This is a genomic window from Mycolicibacterium sp. P4_G11 (assembly GCF_056555145.1).
This window is the reverse complement of the sequence record NZ_JBFUJW010000001.1, coordinates 244,556-260,382: the sequence shown is the minus strand read 5'-3', so window position 1 is coordinate 260,382 and position 15,827 is coordinate 244,556. Positions and strand designations below refer to the sequence as shown.

Sequence of the window (15,827 nt, the reverse complement as noted above, 5' to 3'; positions counted from 1 at the left end):
TCGAAGCACCGACAATTTTCTGCAGTTTGGGACACCTGTGCCGAAAGTGACCAGTGAGGTCAAACATGTTGTCCAGCAGGGAGTTCCACCCGCCGCGACGACTCCGGAGTTACTGCGCCGAACTCGTCAGTCCTCGTGGAATCCGGGCACCCACTTGTCGACGATCTCGGCGTAGTTGATGGTCGCGTCCAGCTGCGCGGCAATCCCGAGCAGACCACCGAGCACCCGGAACATCATCAGGTAGTTGGGCGGCAGGTTCAGCTGACGGCTGGTCTTGAACGTCGCGGCGAACTGCTCGCTGCGGATATCGGCAGCGGTGGCGGCGATGCCCTGCAGCCACCGGCGGCTGAAGTGGAAGCTCTTGTGCCGCAACGGTTCGATGTATGGCAGCAGGTAGGCGTTGATCTCCTCGTGAGAGACTGTGGCCCCGGCGGGGATGAAACCTTCCTCCCGTAGGTAGGTCGTCATCTCCTCCCACTTCTCGTCCCGCGCGAGCCGCAGGATGGGCCCGGTTGCCCGCGGCAGGCCGCCTTCGTGGACCGCGCAGGCGCCGAAGTCCATGACGCCGAACCGCCCGTCGTCGAGCAGCATGAAGTTGCCCGGATGAGTATCGACGTGCAGCAGGCCGCAGCGGTACGGGGCGCTGATGGTGACCTCGAGCAGCATGTGCGCGCACCGGTTGCGCTCGTCTTCGGTGCCGCTGGTGATGATCTCGGAGAGCTTGCGGCCCTCCATCCACTCGGTGATGACCACCTTCGGGGACGACGCGACAACCGCCGGCACGTAGAACTGCGGATCCCCGGCAAAAGCCTTGGCGAAGGCACGCTGATAGTCCGCTTCGATCCGGTAGTTCAGCTCTTCCTCGGTGCGCTCGATCAGTTCGTCGATGATGCTCTTGACGTCGGCGCCCGGAACCACCTGCTTGAACAGCGTGGTCAGCATCCGCAGGGTCTTGAGGTCGGCGCGCACCGCCTGGTCGGCGCCCGGGTACTGCACCTTCACCGCGACCCGACGGCCGTCGCCCCACACCGCGCTGTGCACCTGACCGATGCTCGCGGAGGCGACGGGCTCGTCATCGAAGGACTGGAATCGCTCGCGCCACTTCGTGCCCAGCTGGCTGTCGAGCACGCGATGCACCTTGTCCGCCGGCAGCGGCGGGGCGTCACTCTGCAGCTTGGTCAGCGCTTCGCGATACGGCTCGGCGAATGCCGGTGGGATCGCGGCCTCCATCACCGAAAGTGCCTGTCCGAGCTTCATCGCGGCGCCCTTGAGCTCCCCCAGCACCTGGAACAGCTGCTCAGCAGCCTTCTCGACCAACTCGGCGTTGACGTCGTCTTTCGACTTGCCGGCCATGCGCTTGCCGACGCCCAGTACGGCGCGGCCTGCGATGCCGGCAGGAAGGGTTGCCAGTTTGGCGGCACGTCCCGTGCGGCCACGGCGGATTTCAGCCATGGCGTTGATCTTGTCTTTCTTAGCCGATCTTGACAACAACCCTTACGAAACGGGCACCACAACCAGTTCGTGCGGCTGGTTGTTCATGGACACGCAGCCGTCGTCCGTGACGACGACGATGTCCTCGATCCGCGCGCCCCACTGCCCCGCGAAATAGACACCGGGCTCGACGCTGAACGCCATGCCCGGCTCCAGCGTCAACCCATTGCCCGCCACGATGTAGGGCTCTTCGTGGACCGACAGGCCGATGCCGTGGCCCGTGCGGTGGACAAACACCTCGGCAAGCCCTTCTGCGGCAAGCACGTCGCGGGCCGCCGCGTCGATCTGCTCGGCGGTCATCCCCGGCCGGACCGCGGCCACCGCCGCGGCCTGCGCGCGTTGCAGCACCGAATACTGTTGCGCCACCACGGGATCGGGTTCACCGATGCTGTAGGTCCTGGTGCAGTCCGAGTTGTAGCCGGGCTCGACCGGACCGCCGATATCGACGACGACGATGTCGCCGACCTGTAGTTCACGGTCGGAGCATTCGTGGTGCGGGTCCGCCCCGTTCGGCCCCGAGCCGACGATGATGAACGCCACCTCCGAATGGCCTTCGGCGACAATCGCTTCCGCGATGTCCGCGGACACGTCGGCCTCGGTGCGTCCCGGCACCAGGAACTCGGGCACCCGCGCGTGCACCCGGTCGATGGCCGCGCCGGCCTTCGCCAGAGCGTCGATCTCGCTGGGGTCCTTGACCATTCGTAACTGCCGCAGCACATCGGTGGCCAGCACCGGCACCGCACCGAGGACCGATGCCAGCGGCAGCAGGTGCAGCGCGGGCATGGCGTCGGTGACCGCGACGGCGCTGCCCGGCAGCGCGGCCGCCACCAGCGCGTAGGGGTCGTCGCCGTCGACCCAATCCTGAACCGCCAGGCCCAGTTCCAGGATCGCCGACTCCTTGAGCGAGGCCAGTTCCAGCCGCGGCACCACGACCGTCGGTGTCGAACCGTCCGCCGGCACCACGAGCGCCGTCAGCCGCTCGAAGGTCTGCGCCCGCGACCCCACCAGGTACCGGAGGTCGTACCCCGGGGTGATGACCAAACCGGCCAGGCCGGCGGCGTGGGCAGCAGCGGCGGCCGAGCGCAGACGCGCGGCATAGACGTCGGTGTTGAATCGGCCTGAACTCATGGCAATAGGCTAGTGCGATGCCGATCGACATCCCCGGAACCCAGCCGATCCTGCTCCTCGACGGCGCCAGCATGTGGTTCCGCTCGTTCTTCGGGGTGCCGTCCTCGATCACGGCGCCCGACGGCCGCCCCGTCAACGCGGTCCGCGGTTTCCTCGACAACATCGCGGCCCTGGTCACCCAGCACCGCCCCGGCCGCCTGGTGGTGTGCCTGGACCTGGATTGGCGGCCGCAGTGGCGGGTCGACCTGATCCCGTCCTACAAGGCACACCGGGTGGTCGAAGAGGTGCCGGGCGACGACCCCGACATCGAAGAGGTGCCCGACGACCTCACGCCCCAGGTCGCGATGATCATGGAACTGCTCGACGCGTTCGGCATCGCCACCGCGGGCGCACCGGGCTTCGAGGCCGACGACGTGCTCGGCACGCTGGCCACCCGGGAACGGACCGACCCGGCGATCGTGGTCAGCGGCGACCGCGACCTGCTGCAGCTCGCCAGCGATGACGCGCCAGGAATCAGGGTGTTCTATATCGGCCGCGGCCTGGCCAAGGCAGTGCTCTACGGGCCCGCCGAGGTCGCCGAGACCTACGGCGTCCCGCTGGATCGCGCCGGCGCCGCGTACGCCGAGCTGGCCCTGCTGCGCGGCGATGCGTCCGACGGACTGCCAGGGGTCGCCGGCATCGGCGAGAAGACGGCGTCCACTCTGCTGCAGACCTATGGCTCACTCACGGCGATCGAGGCCGCCGCCCAGGACTCAGCCTCCAAAATGGCTGCGGCACAACGCAAGAAACTGCTCGCCGCGACCGACTACATCGCCGCCGCACTGCCCGTCGTCCGGGTCGCGACCGATGCGCCGGTGTCCATGTCCACCGATTCGGATGCCCTGCCGCTGGTCGCCCGCGACCCACAGCGCGTGGCCGAGCTGGCCGGCACGTACGGCGTCACCAACTCGATCGCGCGGCTCCAGAAGGCCCTGGACAAGCTGTAGCTCGCGAGCAGACACAAAACTGCCCCTTTCCAAACGAAAAGGGGCAGTTTTGTGTCTGTTCGCGAGAGAACCGCTACTTCGGGCGGCCGACCTCGTAGGTGCCCTTGTCGTCCTTGAAGGTGACCTTGACGGTGCGCTTGGTGCCGTCGATGCTCACGTCGCAGTCGAAGGTCTGGCCGGACTTGACCTCAGGGTCGGTGCCGTTGTTGCACTTGACGTCCTTGACGTTCTTGGCGCCGTAACCGGTGGACTCGTCGGTCAGGATCTTCTGCACGCCGGACTGCGCGGCGTTGATGTCGAGCTTGGTGGTGACGAAGAAGCCGGGCCACAGGAATCCGAGCACGCCGACGACCGCGACGATGACGGCGGCCACGACGCCACCGATGAGCAGCAGTGCCTTGTTGGACTTCTTGCCCGCCGGCGCGCCGAACTGCTGGTCGAACTGCTGACCCGCGGCGCCCTCACCGAACTGCGGCTGACCGTACTGTCCCGGCTGGCCGTACTGTCCCGGCTGCCCGTACTGCGGTTGTCCGTACTGCGGCTGCCCGTAGGCACCGGCCTGCGGGTAGCCCTGCTGCGGGTAACCCGGGTATTGCTGCTGCGGATAGCCCGGCACCTGCTGCGCTCCTGGCTGCGCGGCACCAGGCTGACCCGCCGGGTACTGCTGCTGGTACTGCTCGGGGTTATAGGCCGGCTGCTGCCCCCACGCCGGGGCGGCAGTGGTCGGCTGCTCGGCGCTGGGCGCCGGCTGACCCCAAGCGGGCTGCTGACCTTGCCACTGCTGCGACGGGTCAGTTCCCTCTGGACCGCTCATCGTTTCTCCTCGGTGCTCTCCCCTACCCGGATGTCACTGACTCCGGGGTGCTGGTCAACCACACTACCGGTGCAACCGTTTGTGGATGACCTGCACAGTCTTCCGTGGCGCGCGTGTCTGGCCGTCAGCTGGCGAACGCCCGGCCTTACTCTCGCGGTATGACGGACCAAATCCGGCTCGGCAATGCCACCTTGACCCGCGTCGCGGAAACCCAGGTGCAGATCCCCACGTCACTGTGGCCGTCGACGCCGCCGGAGGCCTGGCACGCCGAGGCCGACCTGCTGGTCCCACGGTTCTGGAACCCCGAGACCGACCTGTTCCGCATCGCCATTCAAAGCTGGGTGCTGCAGGTCGACGGGCTGACCATCGTCATCGACACCGGCGCGGGCAACGACCGGCACCGGCCGCACATGCCGCCGCTCGATCACCTCAGCACACCGTTCCTCGACAACATGCGGGCGGCCGGAATCGACCCGGGCGGCGTCGACGTCGTCCTCAACACGCACCTGCACACCGACCACGTCGGCTGGAACACCCAACTGGTCGATGGCGCCTGGGCGCCGACGTTCCCGAACGCCCGCTACTTGATGCCCGAAGCGGATCACCGGTTCTTCGCGCCCGACAACCCCGATACCACCGACGAGATGCGAACGGTGTTCGAGGACAGCGTCATCCCCGTGGCCGACCAGACGGAGCTGTTCTCCGGCGACTACCAACTGAGCGATTCGGTGTGGCTGCGCCCCGCGCCCGGCCACACGCCCGGCTCGTCGGTGCTGTGGCTGGATGCCGGCAAGCCGGCCGTGTTCGTCGGCGACCTGACGCACTGCCCGATCCAGATTCCCCGGCCCGATGATCCGTGCGCCTACGACGTCAACGCGGCCGAGGCCACCGTCACCCGCAAGCGGGTGTTCACCGAGGCGGCGCGGCGGCGGGCGGCAGTGGTCCCGGCGCACTATGCGGGCCACGGCGGCGCGACCATCGTGGCGCGCGGTGACCGGTTCATGGTCGATGACTGGCTGGATCTGGGCCTGGCCTGACGGCCGGTCACATGGTGTCGATGGCCACCACGCCGCGGCGCACCGCCCCGATGGCCCGCTTGGCCGTCACCCGCAGCTGCGGCGACGGCGCGGCGAGCCGCACCTGGTCGAGCAGATCCAGCACCTGACGGCACCACCGCACGAAATCGCCTGCGGGCAAAGCATTTCCGTTGCCGTTGTCGGACATCAGCAGCGCCGCGGTCAGATCGCCGTACGTCGCCCAGCTGTACATGGCGGCCACGAAACCGCCGTCAGGTTCACGGCTGAACGGGAGCCGGTGCCGGCGCTCATCGCCGCGGATGTCGGTCCACAGCCGACGGGTCTTGGCCAGCGCGCGGCGCACCTCGTCGGTGGCCTGCTCGGCGCCCGGCGGCACCGTGGGGCCGTCACCACGTGACTCGAAGAGCACCGACGACAGCACCGCGGCCAGTTCGGCCGGATTCAGACCGTCCCACACGCCGCCGCGCAGACACTCGGCGACCAGTAGGTCGCTCTCGCTGTAGATCCGGGCCAGCAGCCGGCCGTCGTCGGTCACCGCCGGTTCGCCGTCGGCGCCTTCGATGAAGCCACGCTCGCTGAGCAGCGACACGATCCGGTCGAAGGTGCGAGCCAGCGAGTTGGTGGCCGCGGCGACCTTCTGCTGGGTCTGGTCGTTGTCGCGTTCGATGCGCAGATAGCGTTCGGCCGCACGCACTTTCGCCTCGCGGTCGGGCAGCTGATGCGCGGGGTGACGGCGCATCTGCTCCCGCAGACCGGCGAGCTCCGGGTCGATGTCCGGTGTCTCGTCAGCAGAACCGCGACTGCGGCGCACCGATGGCACGTCCAGGGCGTCGGCCGCCCTCAGCAGCGCCGATGCCAGGTCACGGCGCACCTTCGGCTGCCGGTGTTCCACCCGCTTGGGCAGGGACATGCTGCCCAGACGCTGCGACGTCCCGGCGTAGTCGGCAGCGGAAATCCTTCCCGCCCAACGATGTTCGGTCAGCACCAGCGGCCGCGGATCGTCCGCGTCGAAAGCCTCCTCCAGCACCACGGCCAGGCCACTGCGGCGGCCGAGGCCGATGGCGATGACGTCACCACGCTTCAGCGCGGCCAGCGCATCGTTGATGCCCTTGCGCCGAGTCAAGCGGCCGGCTCGAGACTGCGCCCGCTCACGTTCGGTGATGGTCGCCCGCAGCCGGGCGTACTCCAGCACGGAGTTCCAATCGACACCCTGCGCTGAATCCGAACTCTCGCGTTGCTCGGCTGCAATCTCGGCGAGCATCCGCTCACCGCGCTTGATACCGCGCACCAACCCGGTCACCGACCGGTCCGCCTGGTACTGCGCGAAGGATTGCTCGAGCAGTCGGTGCGCCGCCGCCGGCGTCATGTGCTGAACCAGGTTGATGGTCATGTTGTACGACGGCGCAAAGGAACTGCGCAGCGGGAACGTTCGGGTCGACGCCAGACCGGCGACCTGGGCGGGATCGGCCATCTCGTCGGTGGCATGCCACAACACGACGGCGTGGCCCTCGATGTCGATGCCGCGGCGCCCGGCGCGTCCGGTCAGCTGGGTGTACTCCCCCGGCGTCAACGGGGCGTGCTGCTCGCCGTTGTACTTGACCAGCCGTTCCAGCACGACGGTGCGGGCCGGCATATTGATGCCCAAAGCCAGTGTCTCCGTGGCGAAGACGGCTTTCACCAGACCGGCGGTGAACAGCTCCTCGACGGTGTGCCGGAACACCGGCAACAGTCCGGCGTGGTGGGCGGCCAGGCCGCGCAGCAGGCCTTCGCGCCATTCGTGATAGTCGAGCACCACCAGATCGGACTCGGCCAGATCGGCACACCGCCGGTCGATGATCTCGGCGATCCGGTCGCGTTCGGCCTTGTTGGTCAGGCGCACCGCGGAACGCAGGCACTGCTTGACCGCGGCATCGCACCCGGCGCGCGAGAACACGAACGTGATGGCCGGCAGCAGCCCGGCCTGGTCCAGCGTGCCGATGACGTCGGGCCGGCTCGGTGGCCGGTACATCGCGGGCCGGCCGCCGGAACGTCCGCGCCCGTCTCCGCTGCGTCCCCGGGGCTGCCAGTCCATGAGCCGGTCCGCCTCGCGACGATGCGCGATGTGCCGCAACAACTCCGGATCGACGCGGGCCCTACCCTTGCCGCCACCCTTGCCTCCGTCGGCGCCCTTGGACAGGTCGAACAGGTCGAAGAGCCGCTTGCCCACCAGCATGTGCTGCCACAGCGGCACCGGGCGGTGTTCGTCGACGACGACGGTCGTGTCACCGCGAACAGTCTGAATCCAGCCGCCGAACTCCTCGGCGTTACTCACCGTCGCCGACAGGCTGACCAGCCGGACCTCGTCGGGTAGGTGCAGGATCACTTCCTCCCACACCGCGCCACGCATGCGGTCGGCCAGGAAGTGCACCTCGTCCATCACCACATAGGCCAGGCCGTGCAGTGCGTGCGAATCGGCGTAGAGCATGTTGCGCAGCACTTCGGTGGTCATCACCACGATGTCGGCGTCACCGTTGATCGCCTGGTCGCCGGTGAGCAGGCCGATGCGTTCGGGTCCGTAGCGGGCCACCAGATCGTTGTGCTTCTGGTTGCTCAGCGCCTTGATCGGCGTGGTGTAGAAGCACTTCCGCCCGGCGGCCAACGCCAGATGCACCGCGAACTCGCCGACGACGGTCTTGCCGGCACCGGTCGGGGCACAGACCAGGACACCGCGACCGTTCTCGAGCGCGATGCAGGCGTTGGTCTGAAAGGGGTCAAGGGTGAACGACAGGCCCGCGGCGAAGTCGCGCAGCTGAGGACCCGGCTCGGCGTCAGGCGCCGGTGCGGATTCTGGCGGCACCGCCGCCTGCGACTCAGGTGGCGTCGTCATCGATGGTCAGCCGGGTCGGAGTAGGCACGGCAGAAGGCGCATCGATGGGTTCGACCGACCCGATCGGGGCGGCCTCGTCGTCGGGAACAGCCTCGGCCTCGCGCCGGGCCTTGCGCCGGTCGTGCCACCGGGCCACCTGGATCGACATTTCCAGCAGCACGGTCAACGCCAGTGACAGCGCCAGCATGGAAAACGGATCCGAGCCGGGTGTCACGAACGCGGCGAAGACGAACAGGCCGAAGATCAGCCCGCGGCGCCAGGCCTTGAGCTTCTCGTAGGTGAGCACCCCGACCATGTTCAGCATGATGATCAGCAGCGGGAACTCGAAGCTGATGCCGAACACGACCAGCAGGTTGATCAGGAAGCCGAAGTACTGGTCACCGGACAGTGCGGTGATCTGCACGTCGCTGCCGACGGTCAGCAGGAACGACAACGCCGTCGACAGCACCACGTAGGCCAGGACCGAGCCCGACACGAACAGCAGCGCACCGACGCCCACGAACAGCGACGCGAAGCGCCGTTCCTTCTTGTACAGGCCAGGGGTGATGAACGCCCAGATCTGGTACAGCCAGACGGGGCAGGCCAGGATGATGCCCGCCGCCATGCCGACCTTGAGCCGCAGCATGAACTGATCGAACGGCGCGGTGGCCAGCAGCCGGCACTCCCCGTCCGGGGCGATCGACGCGCGCGACGACGCCGGCAGGGAGCAGTACGGGCCGCGCAGCCAGTCACCGAGGCTGGGGAATCCGAAGAAGCCGTGCCCGTACCAGAGGAAGCCGACGACGGTCGTCAACAGGACCGCGATGACCGCGATCAGCAACCGTGTCCGCAGCTCCTCGAGGTGATCGACGAGCGACATGGTGCCGTCAGGATTGACCCGCGACCGTCGACGGCGCGGGTCAAGCTTTCGGAAGATTCCAGATGCTGGCACGTGAGTATGAGAGGAGCCGACCGCCGCGGGCGCTGGCCTGCGGCGGGATCACGGCAAAAGGTCAGGCCGGGTGCTTGTCCGCGGCATCCGGCGCTGCCTGCGGTGCAGGTGCCGGGTTCTCGACGCGTTCAGCAGTGATGGGACGCGGAGCCGCTGACTGCTCCGACGTGCTGTCCGACTGCATTTCCTTCAACTCGGACTTGAAGATGCGCATCGACTTGCCAAGCGAACGCGCGGCGTCCGGCAGCTTCTTCGCGCCGAAGAGCAGCACGAACACCGCGATGACGATCAACCAGTGCCACGGTTGCAAACCGCCCAATTTGGGTCACCTCCAGAAGTTGAGGCCGAGTCTACTCGCCAAGGCCGGGTTCATACGCCGCCAGCGCCGCCACCGCGGACTCGCGCACGCGGTCGGCGAGCGCCGGCGGGTCAAGGACTCGGACCGCCGAACCGAAACCGAGGACGAAACGGGCCATCCACTCGTCCGACGCGTAGGTCATGGTGGCTTCCCAGCTGCCGTCGGGAATCTCCCGCTGCGCTGCCAGCGGGTAGTAGTCGAACATCCACGACGCGGACACGTCGATCAGCAGTGTCGCCACGGGCAGCGTCGGATCCGCGGTGTCGGCGGAGAACAGCGACGTGTCGGGCCCGGCCTGCACGGCGGGCGCCGGCGGTGCGGCCGGTTCGTCCAGGGCGGTGGCGTCGACGATGCGGTCGAAGCGGAACAGCCGCACGCCCTCGGCGGTGCGGCACCACGCCTCCAGGTAGCTGTGGTCGCCGATCAGGGCCACCCGGATCGGGTCGACGGTGCGCTGCGAGACGGTGTCATGCGAAGCCGAGTGGTACTCGAGGGACAACGCCCGTTTGTCCCGGACCGCGGCCCGCACCACCGCGGTGGCCTTGTTCTCGGCATCGCCGGTGATATCGGGGGCCGGCACCGACGCCGCGATCGCTCCGGCAGTGCCGGCGGCGGCCTCGATCTTGGCGATCACGCTGCGCGCCACGTCGGGGTCGACGACACCGGGCACGTCGACGAGCGCCCGCAGCGCCATCAGCACACCGGTGGCCTCCGGGGAGGTGAGGCGCAGCGCCCGGTCCATCCCGGCCGAGAAGATCACCTCGATGGTGTCGCCTTCGAAGTCCAGGTCGATCAGGTCGCCGGGGAGCCCGCCGGGCAGGCCGCACATCCACAGCTGGTTGAGATCGGCCAGCAGTTGCTTGCGGGTCACGCCCAGCTCGGCGGCCGCCTCGTCGTGGCTGATCTGCGGGTTCGCCTGGAAATACGGAACCATGTTCAAGAGCCGCACCAAGCGGTTCGACACGTTACTCATGCGCCCTCCCCCGCCTGCGCCCGCAGCCGGCCGATCACATTGTCTCGCAATGATTCCGGCTCCAGCACCACGGCGTCGGCGCCGTAACCGGCGACCTCGCGGGCCAGCCGGTCGACCATGCCGATGTCGACGACGACCTCGTCGCCGCCGCGCCCATTGCGCGCGCTGGGTGTGGTGCTGACGGCCTGCCGGCGCAGTGCCGTCCCCCTGCCGTCGGCCACCCAGATCCGGGCCAGCTCACCGGCCGGCCATTCGGCGACCGCCCGGTGCACGATGTCGCGCAGGTTGACCCCGTCCGGCCGGGTGACGGCGCGGTCGGGTCCCACCGCACGCACGCCATCGCCGATGCGCGATACCCGGAAGGTGCGCGCCGCGTTGCGGTCCCGATCGTGCCCGACGACGTACCACCGGCCGCGGTAGGTGACCACGCCCCACGGCTCGAGGGTGCGGTCGATGTACGGCGCGCTCCGGTTCGGTCGATGCGCGAACTGCACAGCACGTCCGGAGTCGATGGCGGACAACAGAATTCCCAGCGCCTCCTCCGAGCCGCGCAGGCCCGGGGCGGCCCCGGTGGTGATCGCGACGCCGGCGTCGGACGCGTCGACGTCCACCCCCGCGGCCCGTAGCTTGAGCAGCGCGCTCTGGGTGGCGGTCACCATCTCCTGCGACTCCCAGAGCTGCGTGGCGATGGCGACGACGGCTGCCTCATCGCCGGTGAGCTCGACAGGCGGCAACTCGTACGCGGTGCGATTGATGCGGTAGCCGTCGTTGACGTCCATCATCGAGGCGCGGCCGGTCTCCAGCGGGATGCCGAGATCGCGCAGCTCGTTCTTGTCCCGTTCGAACATGCGGGAGAACGCTTCGTCGGTCGGCGGGTCCTGGTAGCCGGTGACGTTGGCCCGGATCTGCTCCGCGGACAGGTAACTACGGGTGGACAGGAGCGCAATGACGAGGTTCATCAACCGCTCTACCTTGGACGTCGCCACGTCCAACAGACTAAGTGGTTGCTGTGGGCTGCCCTGTTACCGGCGCGCCCGGCGCGACGGACGTGCCCGTCACATGCTGGCGATCAGCCGGTTCACCCGCTCGTCGACCGACCGGAACGGGTCCTTGCACAGCACGGTGCGCTGCGCCTGGTCGTTGAGCTTGAGGTGCACCCAGTCGACGGTGAAGTCGCGCCCGGCTTCCTGTGCGGCCGTGATGAATTCGCCGCGCAGCTTGGCCCGGGTGGTCTGCGGCGGCGTGTTGACTGCCGCGTCGATCTCCTCGTCGGTGGTGATCCGGGCGGCCAATCCCTTGCGCTGCAACAGGTCGAACACACCGCGACCACGCTTGATGTCGTGGTACGCCAGATCCAGCTGGGCGATCTTGGGGTCGGACAGCTCCATGCTGTAGCGATCCTGGTAGCGCTGGAACAGCTTCCGCTTGATCACCCAGTCGATCTCGGTGTCGACCTTGGCGAAGTCCTGGCTCTCGACGGCGTCGAGCTGCCGGCCCCACAGGTCGACGACCTGCTCGAGCTGCACGTTGGGCTCGCGGGTCTGCAGGTAATCGATGGCGCGCGAGTGGTATTCGCGCTGAATGTCCAGCGCCGAGGCCTGCCGCCCGCCCGCCAGCCGCACGGCGCGGCGCCCGGTCAGGTCGTGGCTGACCTCGCGGATGGCCCGAATCGGGTTGTCCAGCGAGAAGTCCCGGAACGGGACGCCTGCTTCGATCATCTCCAGCACCAGCGAGGCGCTGCCCACCTTGAGCATGGTGGTGGCCTCGCACATGTTGGAGTCGCCGACGATGACGTGCAGCCGGCGGTACTTCTCGGCGTCGGCGTGCGGCTCGTCGCGGGTGTTGATGATCGGGCGCGAGCGCGTCGTGGCGCTGGAGACGCCCTCCCAGATGTGCTCGGCCCGCTGGCTCAGACAGAAGGTCGCGGCCTTCGGGGTCTGCAGCACCTTGCCTGCGCCGCAGATCAGCTGGCGCGTGACCAGGAACGGCAGCAGCACGTCGGAGATCCGGGAGAACTCGCCGGCCCGCACGATCAGGTAGTTCTCGTGGCAACCGTAGGAGTTGCCGGCCGAATCGGTGTTGTTCTTGAACAGGTAGATGTCGCCGCCGATGCCCTCGTCGGCCAGCCGCTGCTCGGCGTCGACCAGCAGGTCTTCCAGCACGCGCTCACCGGCGCGGTCGTGGGTGACCAGCTGCGCCAGGTTGTCGCATTCGGCCGTCGCGTACTCGGGGTGGCTACCCACATCGAGGTACAGGCGCGCGCCGTTCCGGAGAAAGACGTTGGAACTGCGGCCCCAGGACACCACTCGCCGGAACAGATACCGCGCTACCTCGTCCGGGCTGAGCCGGCGGTGACCATGAAACGTGCAGGTCACGCCAAACTCGGTCTCGATTCCCATGATCCGTCGCCCCCCCCCCGGGGGGGGGGGGCACGGAGCCGGGTCAAGTCGGCACGATCAGAACGGGACGTCCAAGCTGCCCGCGGTCTGATTGGCCTCGTCGTGGTTGGAGAAGTGCTCGCCCAGCACGTACGACGAATGCGGATCGGTCCCGTTGGGCACCAGCGGGTCGGTGTTCGCACTGGCGATCGGTGCCAGCAGGAGCGCGCCGGCGATGCCGGCCGCGGCCAGTCCGGGAGCGATGAACTTGATCGGGTTCTTCATGATCGGCGCCTTCTGTCAGAGTGCTCGTCCGTTTTCGGACTGACTCAATCGTCGGCTCCGAGCAGGCAAAAGTCGCTACCGCAGGCACCCATTCCGTATTGCAGCCAGCCGGTAGATACACCTGGGGGTCAGCGCTGACGACAGCGAGCCCGCCGCGGTCCACGCTGACCACATGATGATCAATCGACGCACGATGCTCGGCGGAGCCGGCGCTGTCGGCGTGGCGGCGATCGCCGGCGCAGGTGCCGACCACGCGTTCTCATCCCCCTTGCCCCGCAACAACACCCAGGAGACAGCCGTGAACCCAGAAGCCGGCCGTTTCGGCAATCCACGCATCCCTGCCGAACTGAACACCGCGCAGCCACACATGTTCCACCTCGGCGCACTACAGAAGACGCAGTTCGACGGCGGAACGCTACGCCAAGCGTACGAAGGCAATTGGCCGATACTGATGGGACAGGAAGCCAGCGTCGTGATGGTGACGCTCGAGCCCGGTGGTATCCGCGAGCCACACTGGCATCCCAGCGCCTGGGAGATAAACGTCATCACGCGCGGCGTGGCGACCTGGACACTGCTCGACCCGCTCGGACATTCCGAACACTTCGAAGCCAACGTGGGCGATGTGGTGTTCGCCCCGCAAGGCTCGTTGCACTACTTCGAGAACAAGGGCACCCAAGAACTCGATCTGCTCATCGTCTTCAACGCGAGCACCGAAGAGGGCAAGGACGACATCGGGATCGGCGCGTCCATCAGCAAGCTGCCGCCCGATGTGCTCAGCGTGGTGTTCGGTGTGCCCGCGGACACTTTCACCAAGTTCAAGCAGATCGATCAGTCGCTCACCATCATCAAGCGACCGACCGCCTGACCCCGCTGAACAGTGCAGCTAGGCCAACGAAAGGAACAGCTTCTCCAGCTCGGCCTCGGTCATCGGTGCACGACCATCCTCGGCGTTCCCGGCCAGGCATTCGCGCAGGCCGGTGGCGACGATCTTGAACCCGGCGCGGTCCAGCGCCTTCGATACCGCCGCCAGTTGCGTGACGATGTCCTTGCACTCCCGACCCTGCTCGATCATCGAGATGACTCCGGCCAACTGCCCCTGCGCCCGACGCAACCGGGCCAGGACGGCGGCCATGGCCTCTTCATCACCGACCATGTCGCACCTACCTTTCGTTAGTTTTCCGGCCCGATCCGCTATACCCCACAGGGTATCAGCGGCCGGACGGCACGGCGGCGCGCTCCCACAGCGCCCGCCAGTCGTCTTCCTCGGCCTGCTTGTCGTGGTGCAGCAGTTCGGACGGCTCGGTCAGATGGATCACCGGATGGGGCGTCGCGAAGAAGTTGCCCTTGCCCTGAGCCGAGACGTGCCCACCGACGTCGATGTAGCAGTAGCCCTCACCCGACAGCGCGGCGCCGTCGTCGACCCGGCCGAGGTAGTGCAGGGCATTGCGGGCAGCGGCCTTTGCCCCGTTCTTGGCGAAGATCGCCGCCTTGGGCACCGTCCGACCGGACTCCGCGTTCACCGCGGCGGTGTCACCGATGGCGAAGATGCCCGGGTACCCGGTGGCCATATCGGTGTCGACGGCGATCCAGCCCATGCCGTCGAGCGTCACGGCCGGCTCGTGCGGCGGGACGAACACCAGCAGGTCGAACTCGGCACTGGCGCCGTCGGCGAAGTGGATCACCTTCTGCTCGGCGTCGATGCGCTCGACCGCATGCTCGCCGTGGAAAGCAATGTTGTTGGCGCCCAACATCTCCACCAGTTCCAGCCCGGCGTACGGCCCCGCCGACGGCATGGGCTGCTTTTCCGGGGTGTACACCGTGATGTCGGTCGACTCACGATGGCCGTTGTCACGCAACAGGTCCGCGGCCAGCAGCGCACCCTCGTAGGGCGCGACAGGACAGCGGTACGGCAACGACGTGACCAGGAAGACGAGCCTGCCACCGGAGAATCGCTCCAGCGCGGCGTGCGCGGCAGCCGCGGCATCAGCGCTGTAGTAGTGCACGGCCGATCCGGCGTCGACGGCGTCCCGCAGACCCGGAACCTTGTCGATGACATTGCGGGCACCGGTGGCGATGATCAGTGCATCGAAGGCGATGTCGGTGCCGTCGGCCAACTTGACCATGCGGGCCGAATGATCCACGTCGGCAACGGTTCCGGTGACGGTGTTGACGCCGCGCAGAGCGGAAACCGTGGGCTCGATGGGCACGGTGCCTTCCTCGCGCCAACCGCGCAGCACCCACGGCAGGGTGAAGCCGAGGAAGTGCGAGAAGTCCTCGTCGACGATGGTGACGTCGAGATCATCAAGAGCCACACCGGATTCGGCGAGTTCCTTGACGACGGACAGGCCACCGATACCGGCGCCGAGGATGACCAACTTGCTGTTTTTCATGCTGCTACCTCCAGAACTTCATGCGGGACGGTCGATCGGATTTCGGGTGCCCTTCGCACCACTGGTCGGCGGGCACCGCGGCCTTGACCGCATCCACGTGCATCCCGCAGCCCGACCAGGTGGTCTTGCCGCACACCGAACAACGCTTGGGTTGACACATCTTCGAACCTTTCAGTAGACGCGCGGACGC

16 protein-coding genes are annotated in these 15,827 nt (G+C 67.7%); 3 read left to right on the top strand and 13 right to left on the bottom strand.

Annotated elements, in window-relative coordinates; genetic code table 11:
- Positions 1–126: 126 nt before the first annotated feature.
- Positions 127–1,452 (bottom strand): ABC1 kinase family protein, encoded by a 1,326-nt coding sequence (locus AC1U2B_RS01245; RefSeq protein WP_480215379.1) that lies wholly within the window; start codon positions 1,450–1,452, stop codon positions 127–129.
- A gap of 42 nt (positions 1,453–1,494) precedes the next feature.
- A complete protein-coding gene (locus AC1U2B_RS01240) occupies positions 1,495–2,619 on the bottom strand; it encodes a M24 family metallopeptidase (protein ID WP_071286033.1) in 1,125 nt (374 codons plus the stop codon).
- Positions 2,620–2,636: 17 nt separating this feature from the next.
- On the opposite strand from AC1U2B_RS01240, the gene AC1U2B_RS01235 reads away from it, so the two are divergent.
- Complete coding sequence (locus AC1U2B_RS01235) at positions 2,637–3,605, top strand: 5'-3' exonuclease (protein ID WP_480215378.1); 969 nt, start codon at positions 2,637–2,639, stop codon at positions 3,603–3,605.
- Between the two features lie 73 nt (positions 3,606–3,678).
- Here the strand turns inward: AC1U2B_RS01235 and AC1U2B_RS01230 are convergent, their stop codons facing one another.
- On the bottom strand, positions 3,679–4,419 hold the full coding sequence (locus AC1U2B_RS01230; protein ID WP_480215377.1) for a DUF4333 domain-containing protein: 741 nt from the start codon (positions 4,417–4,419) through the stop codon (positions 3,679–3,681).
- A gap of 158 nt (positions 4,420–4,577) precedes the next feature.
- Between AC1U2B_RS01230 and AC1U2B_RS01225 the strand changes: the two genes are divergently transcribed.
- On the top strand, positions 4,578–5,456 hold the full coding sequence (locus tag AC1U2B_RS01225; RefSeq protein WP_480215376.1) for an MBL fold metallo-hydrolase: 879 nt from the start codon (positions 4,578–4,580) through the stop codon (positions 5,454–5,456).
- Between the two features lie 7 nt (positions 5,457–5,463).
- Here the strand turns inward: AC1U2B_RS01225 and AC1U2B_RS01220 are convergent, their stop codons facing one another.
- The 7 genes from AC1U2B_RS01220 to AC1U2B_RS01190 form a co-directional block, all read right to left on the bottom strand.
- A complete protein-coding gene (locus AC1U2B_RS01220) occupies positions 5,464–8,322 on the bottom strand; it encodes a DEAD/DEAH box helicase (protein WP_480215375.1) in 2,859 nt (952 codons plus the stop codon).
- Positions 8,306–9,253 carry a twin-arginine translocase subunit TatC gene (tatC, locus tag AC1U2B_RS01215; RefSeq protein ID WP_043393216.1) on the bottom strand — a complete coding sequence of 316 codons (948 nt, stop codon included), beginning with the start codon at positions 9,251–9,253 and terminating at the stop codon, positions 8,306–8,308. Before tatC ends, AC1U2B_RS01220 begins: the two co-directional genes overlap by 17 nt.
- A 61-nt stretch (positions 9,254–9,314) precedes the next feature.
- A complete protein-coding gene (tatA, locus tag AC1U2B_RS01210) occupies positions 9,315–9,572 on the bottom strand; it encodes a Sec-independent protein translocase subunit TatA (protein ID WP_043393213.1) in 258 nt (85 codons plus the stop codon).
- Positions 9,573–9,603: 31 nt separating this feature from the next.
- Positions 9,604–10,584 carry a helix-turn-helix transcriptional regulator gene (locus tag AC1U2B_RS01205; protein WP_480215374.1) on the bottom strand — a complete coding sequence of 327 codons (981 nt, stop codon included), beginning with the start codon at positions 10,582–10,584 and terminating at the stop codon, positions 9,604–9,606.
- A complete protein-coding gene (locus AC1U2B_RS01200) occupies positions 10,581–11,570 on the bottom strand; it encodes a helix-turn-helix transcriptional regulator (protein WP_043986644.1) in 990 nt (329 codons plus the stop codon). The genes AC1U2B_RS01205 and AC1U2B_RS01200 overlap by 4 nt, the downstream gene beginning before the upstream one ends.
- A gap of 69 nt (positions 11,571–11,639) precedes the next feature.
- Positions 11,640–12,983 carry a Pup--protein ligase gene (gene pafA, locus AC1U2B_RS01195; RefSeq protein WP_043393204.1) on the bottom strand — a complete coding sequence of 448 codons (1,344 nt, stop codon included), beginning with the start codon at positions 12,981–12,983 and terminating at the stop codon, positions 11,640–11,642.
- 57 nt (positions 12,984–13,040) lie between these two features.
- A complete protein-coding gene (locus AC1U2B_RS01190; protein WP_043393199.1) occupies positions 13,041–13,247 on the bottom strand; it encodes a hypothetical protein in 207 nt (68 codons plus the stop codon).
- A 172-nt stretch (positions 13,248–13,419) separates the two neighbouring features.
- Between AC1U2B_RS01190 and AC1U2B_RS01185 the strand changes: the two genes are divergently transcribed.
- Entirely contained in the window at positions 13,420–14,112 is a 693-nt protein-coding gene (locus tag AC1U2B_RS01185; RefSeq protein WP_043393196.1) for a cupin domain-containing protein, read from the top strand.
- Between the two features lie 18 nt (positions 14,113–14,130).
- Here AC1U2B_RS01185 and AC1U2B_RS01180 read toward each other — a convergent pair whose 3' ends face one another.
- Genes AC1U2B_RS01180 through AC1U2B_RS01170 form a run of 3 tightly spaced genes read right to left on the bottom strand, consistent with a single transcriptional unit; the run spans position 14,131 to position 15,797 of the window.
- Positions 14,131–14,400 (bottom strand): metal-sensitive transcriptional regulator, encoded by a 270-nt coding sequence (locus tag AC1U2B_RS01180; protein WP_043393193.1) that lies wholly within the window; start codon positions 14,398–14,400, stop codon positions 14,131–14,133.
- Between the two features lie 55 nt (positions 14,401–14,455).
- Positions 14,456–15,637 carry an NAD(P)/FAD-dependent oxidoreductase gene (locus AC1U2B_RS01175; RefSeq protein ID WP_480215373.1) on the bottom strand — a complete coding sequence of 394 codons (1,182 nt, stop codon included), beginning with the start codon at positions 15,635–15,637 and terminating at the stop codon, positions 14,456–14,458.
- Between the two features lie 4 nt (positions 15,638–15,641).
- A complete protein-coding gene (locus AC1U2B_RS01170; RefSeq protein WP_197063754.1) occupies positions 15,642–15,797 on the bottom strand; it encodes a DUF8730 family Cys-rich protein in 156 nt (51 codons plus the stop codon).
- Between the last annotated feature and the right edge of the window lie 30 nt (positions 15,798–15,827).

Coding starts and splice junctions, on each gene's coding strand:
- AC1U2B_RS01175 (WP_480215373.1), bottom strand. CDS start 15,637: ATGAAAAACAGCAAGTTGGTCATCCTCGGCGCCGGTATCGGTGGCCTG.
- AC1U2B_RS01245 (WP_480215379.1), bottom strand. CDS start 1,452: ATGGCTGAAATCCGCCGTGGCCGCACGGGACGTGCCGCCAAACTGGCA.
- AC1U2B_RS01240 (WP_071286033.1), bottom strand. CDS start 2,619: ATGAGTTCAGGCCGATTCAACACCGACGTCTATGCCGCGCGTCTGCGC.
- AC1U2B_RS01190 (WP_043393199.1), bottom strand. CDS start 13,247: ATGAAGAACCCGATCAAGTTCATCGCTCCCGGACTGGCCGCGGCCGGC.
- AC1U2B_RS01180 (WP_043393193.1), bottom strand. CDS start 14,400: ATGGTCGGTGATGAAGAGGCCATGGCCGCCGTCCTGGCCCGGTTGCGT.
- AC1U2B_RS01230 (WP_480215377.1), bottom strand. CDS start 4,419: ATGAGCGGTCCAGAGGGAACTGACCCGTCGCAGCAGTGGCAAGGTCAG.
- AC1U2B_RS01225 (WP_480215376.1), top strand. CDS start 4,578: ATGACGGACCAAATCCGGCTCGGCAATGCCACCTTGACCCGCGTCGCG.
- AC1U2B_RS01220 (WP_480215375.1), bottom strand. CDS start 8,322: ATGACGACGCCACCTGAGTCGCAGGCGGCGGTGCCGCCAGAATCCGCA.
- AC1U2B_RS01170 (WP_197063754.1), bottom strand. CDS start 15,797: ATGTGTCAACCCAAGCGTTGTTCGGTGTGCGGCAAGACCACCTGGTCG.
- AC1U2B_RS01205 (WP_480215374.1), bottom strand. CDS start 10,584: ATGAGTAACGTGTCGAACCGCTTGGTGCGGCTCTTGAACATGGTTCCG.
- AC1U2B_RS01235 (WP_480215378.1), top strand. CDS start 2,637: ATGCCGATCGACATCCCCGGAACCCAGCCGATCCTGCTCCTCGACGGC.
- pafA (WP_043393204.1), bottom strand. CDS start 12,983: ATGGGAATCGAGACCGAGTTTGGCGTGACCTGCACGTTTCATGGTCAC.
- AC1U2B_RS01185 (WP_043393196.1), top strand. CDS start 13,420: ATGATGATCAATCGACGCACGATGCTCGGCGGAGCCGGCGCTGTCGGC.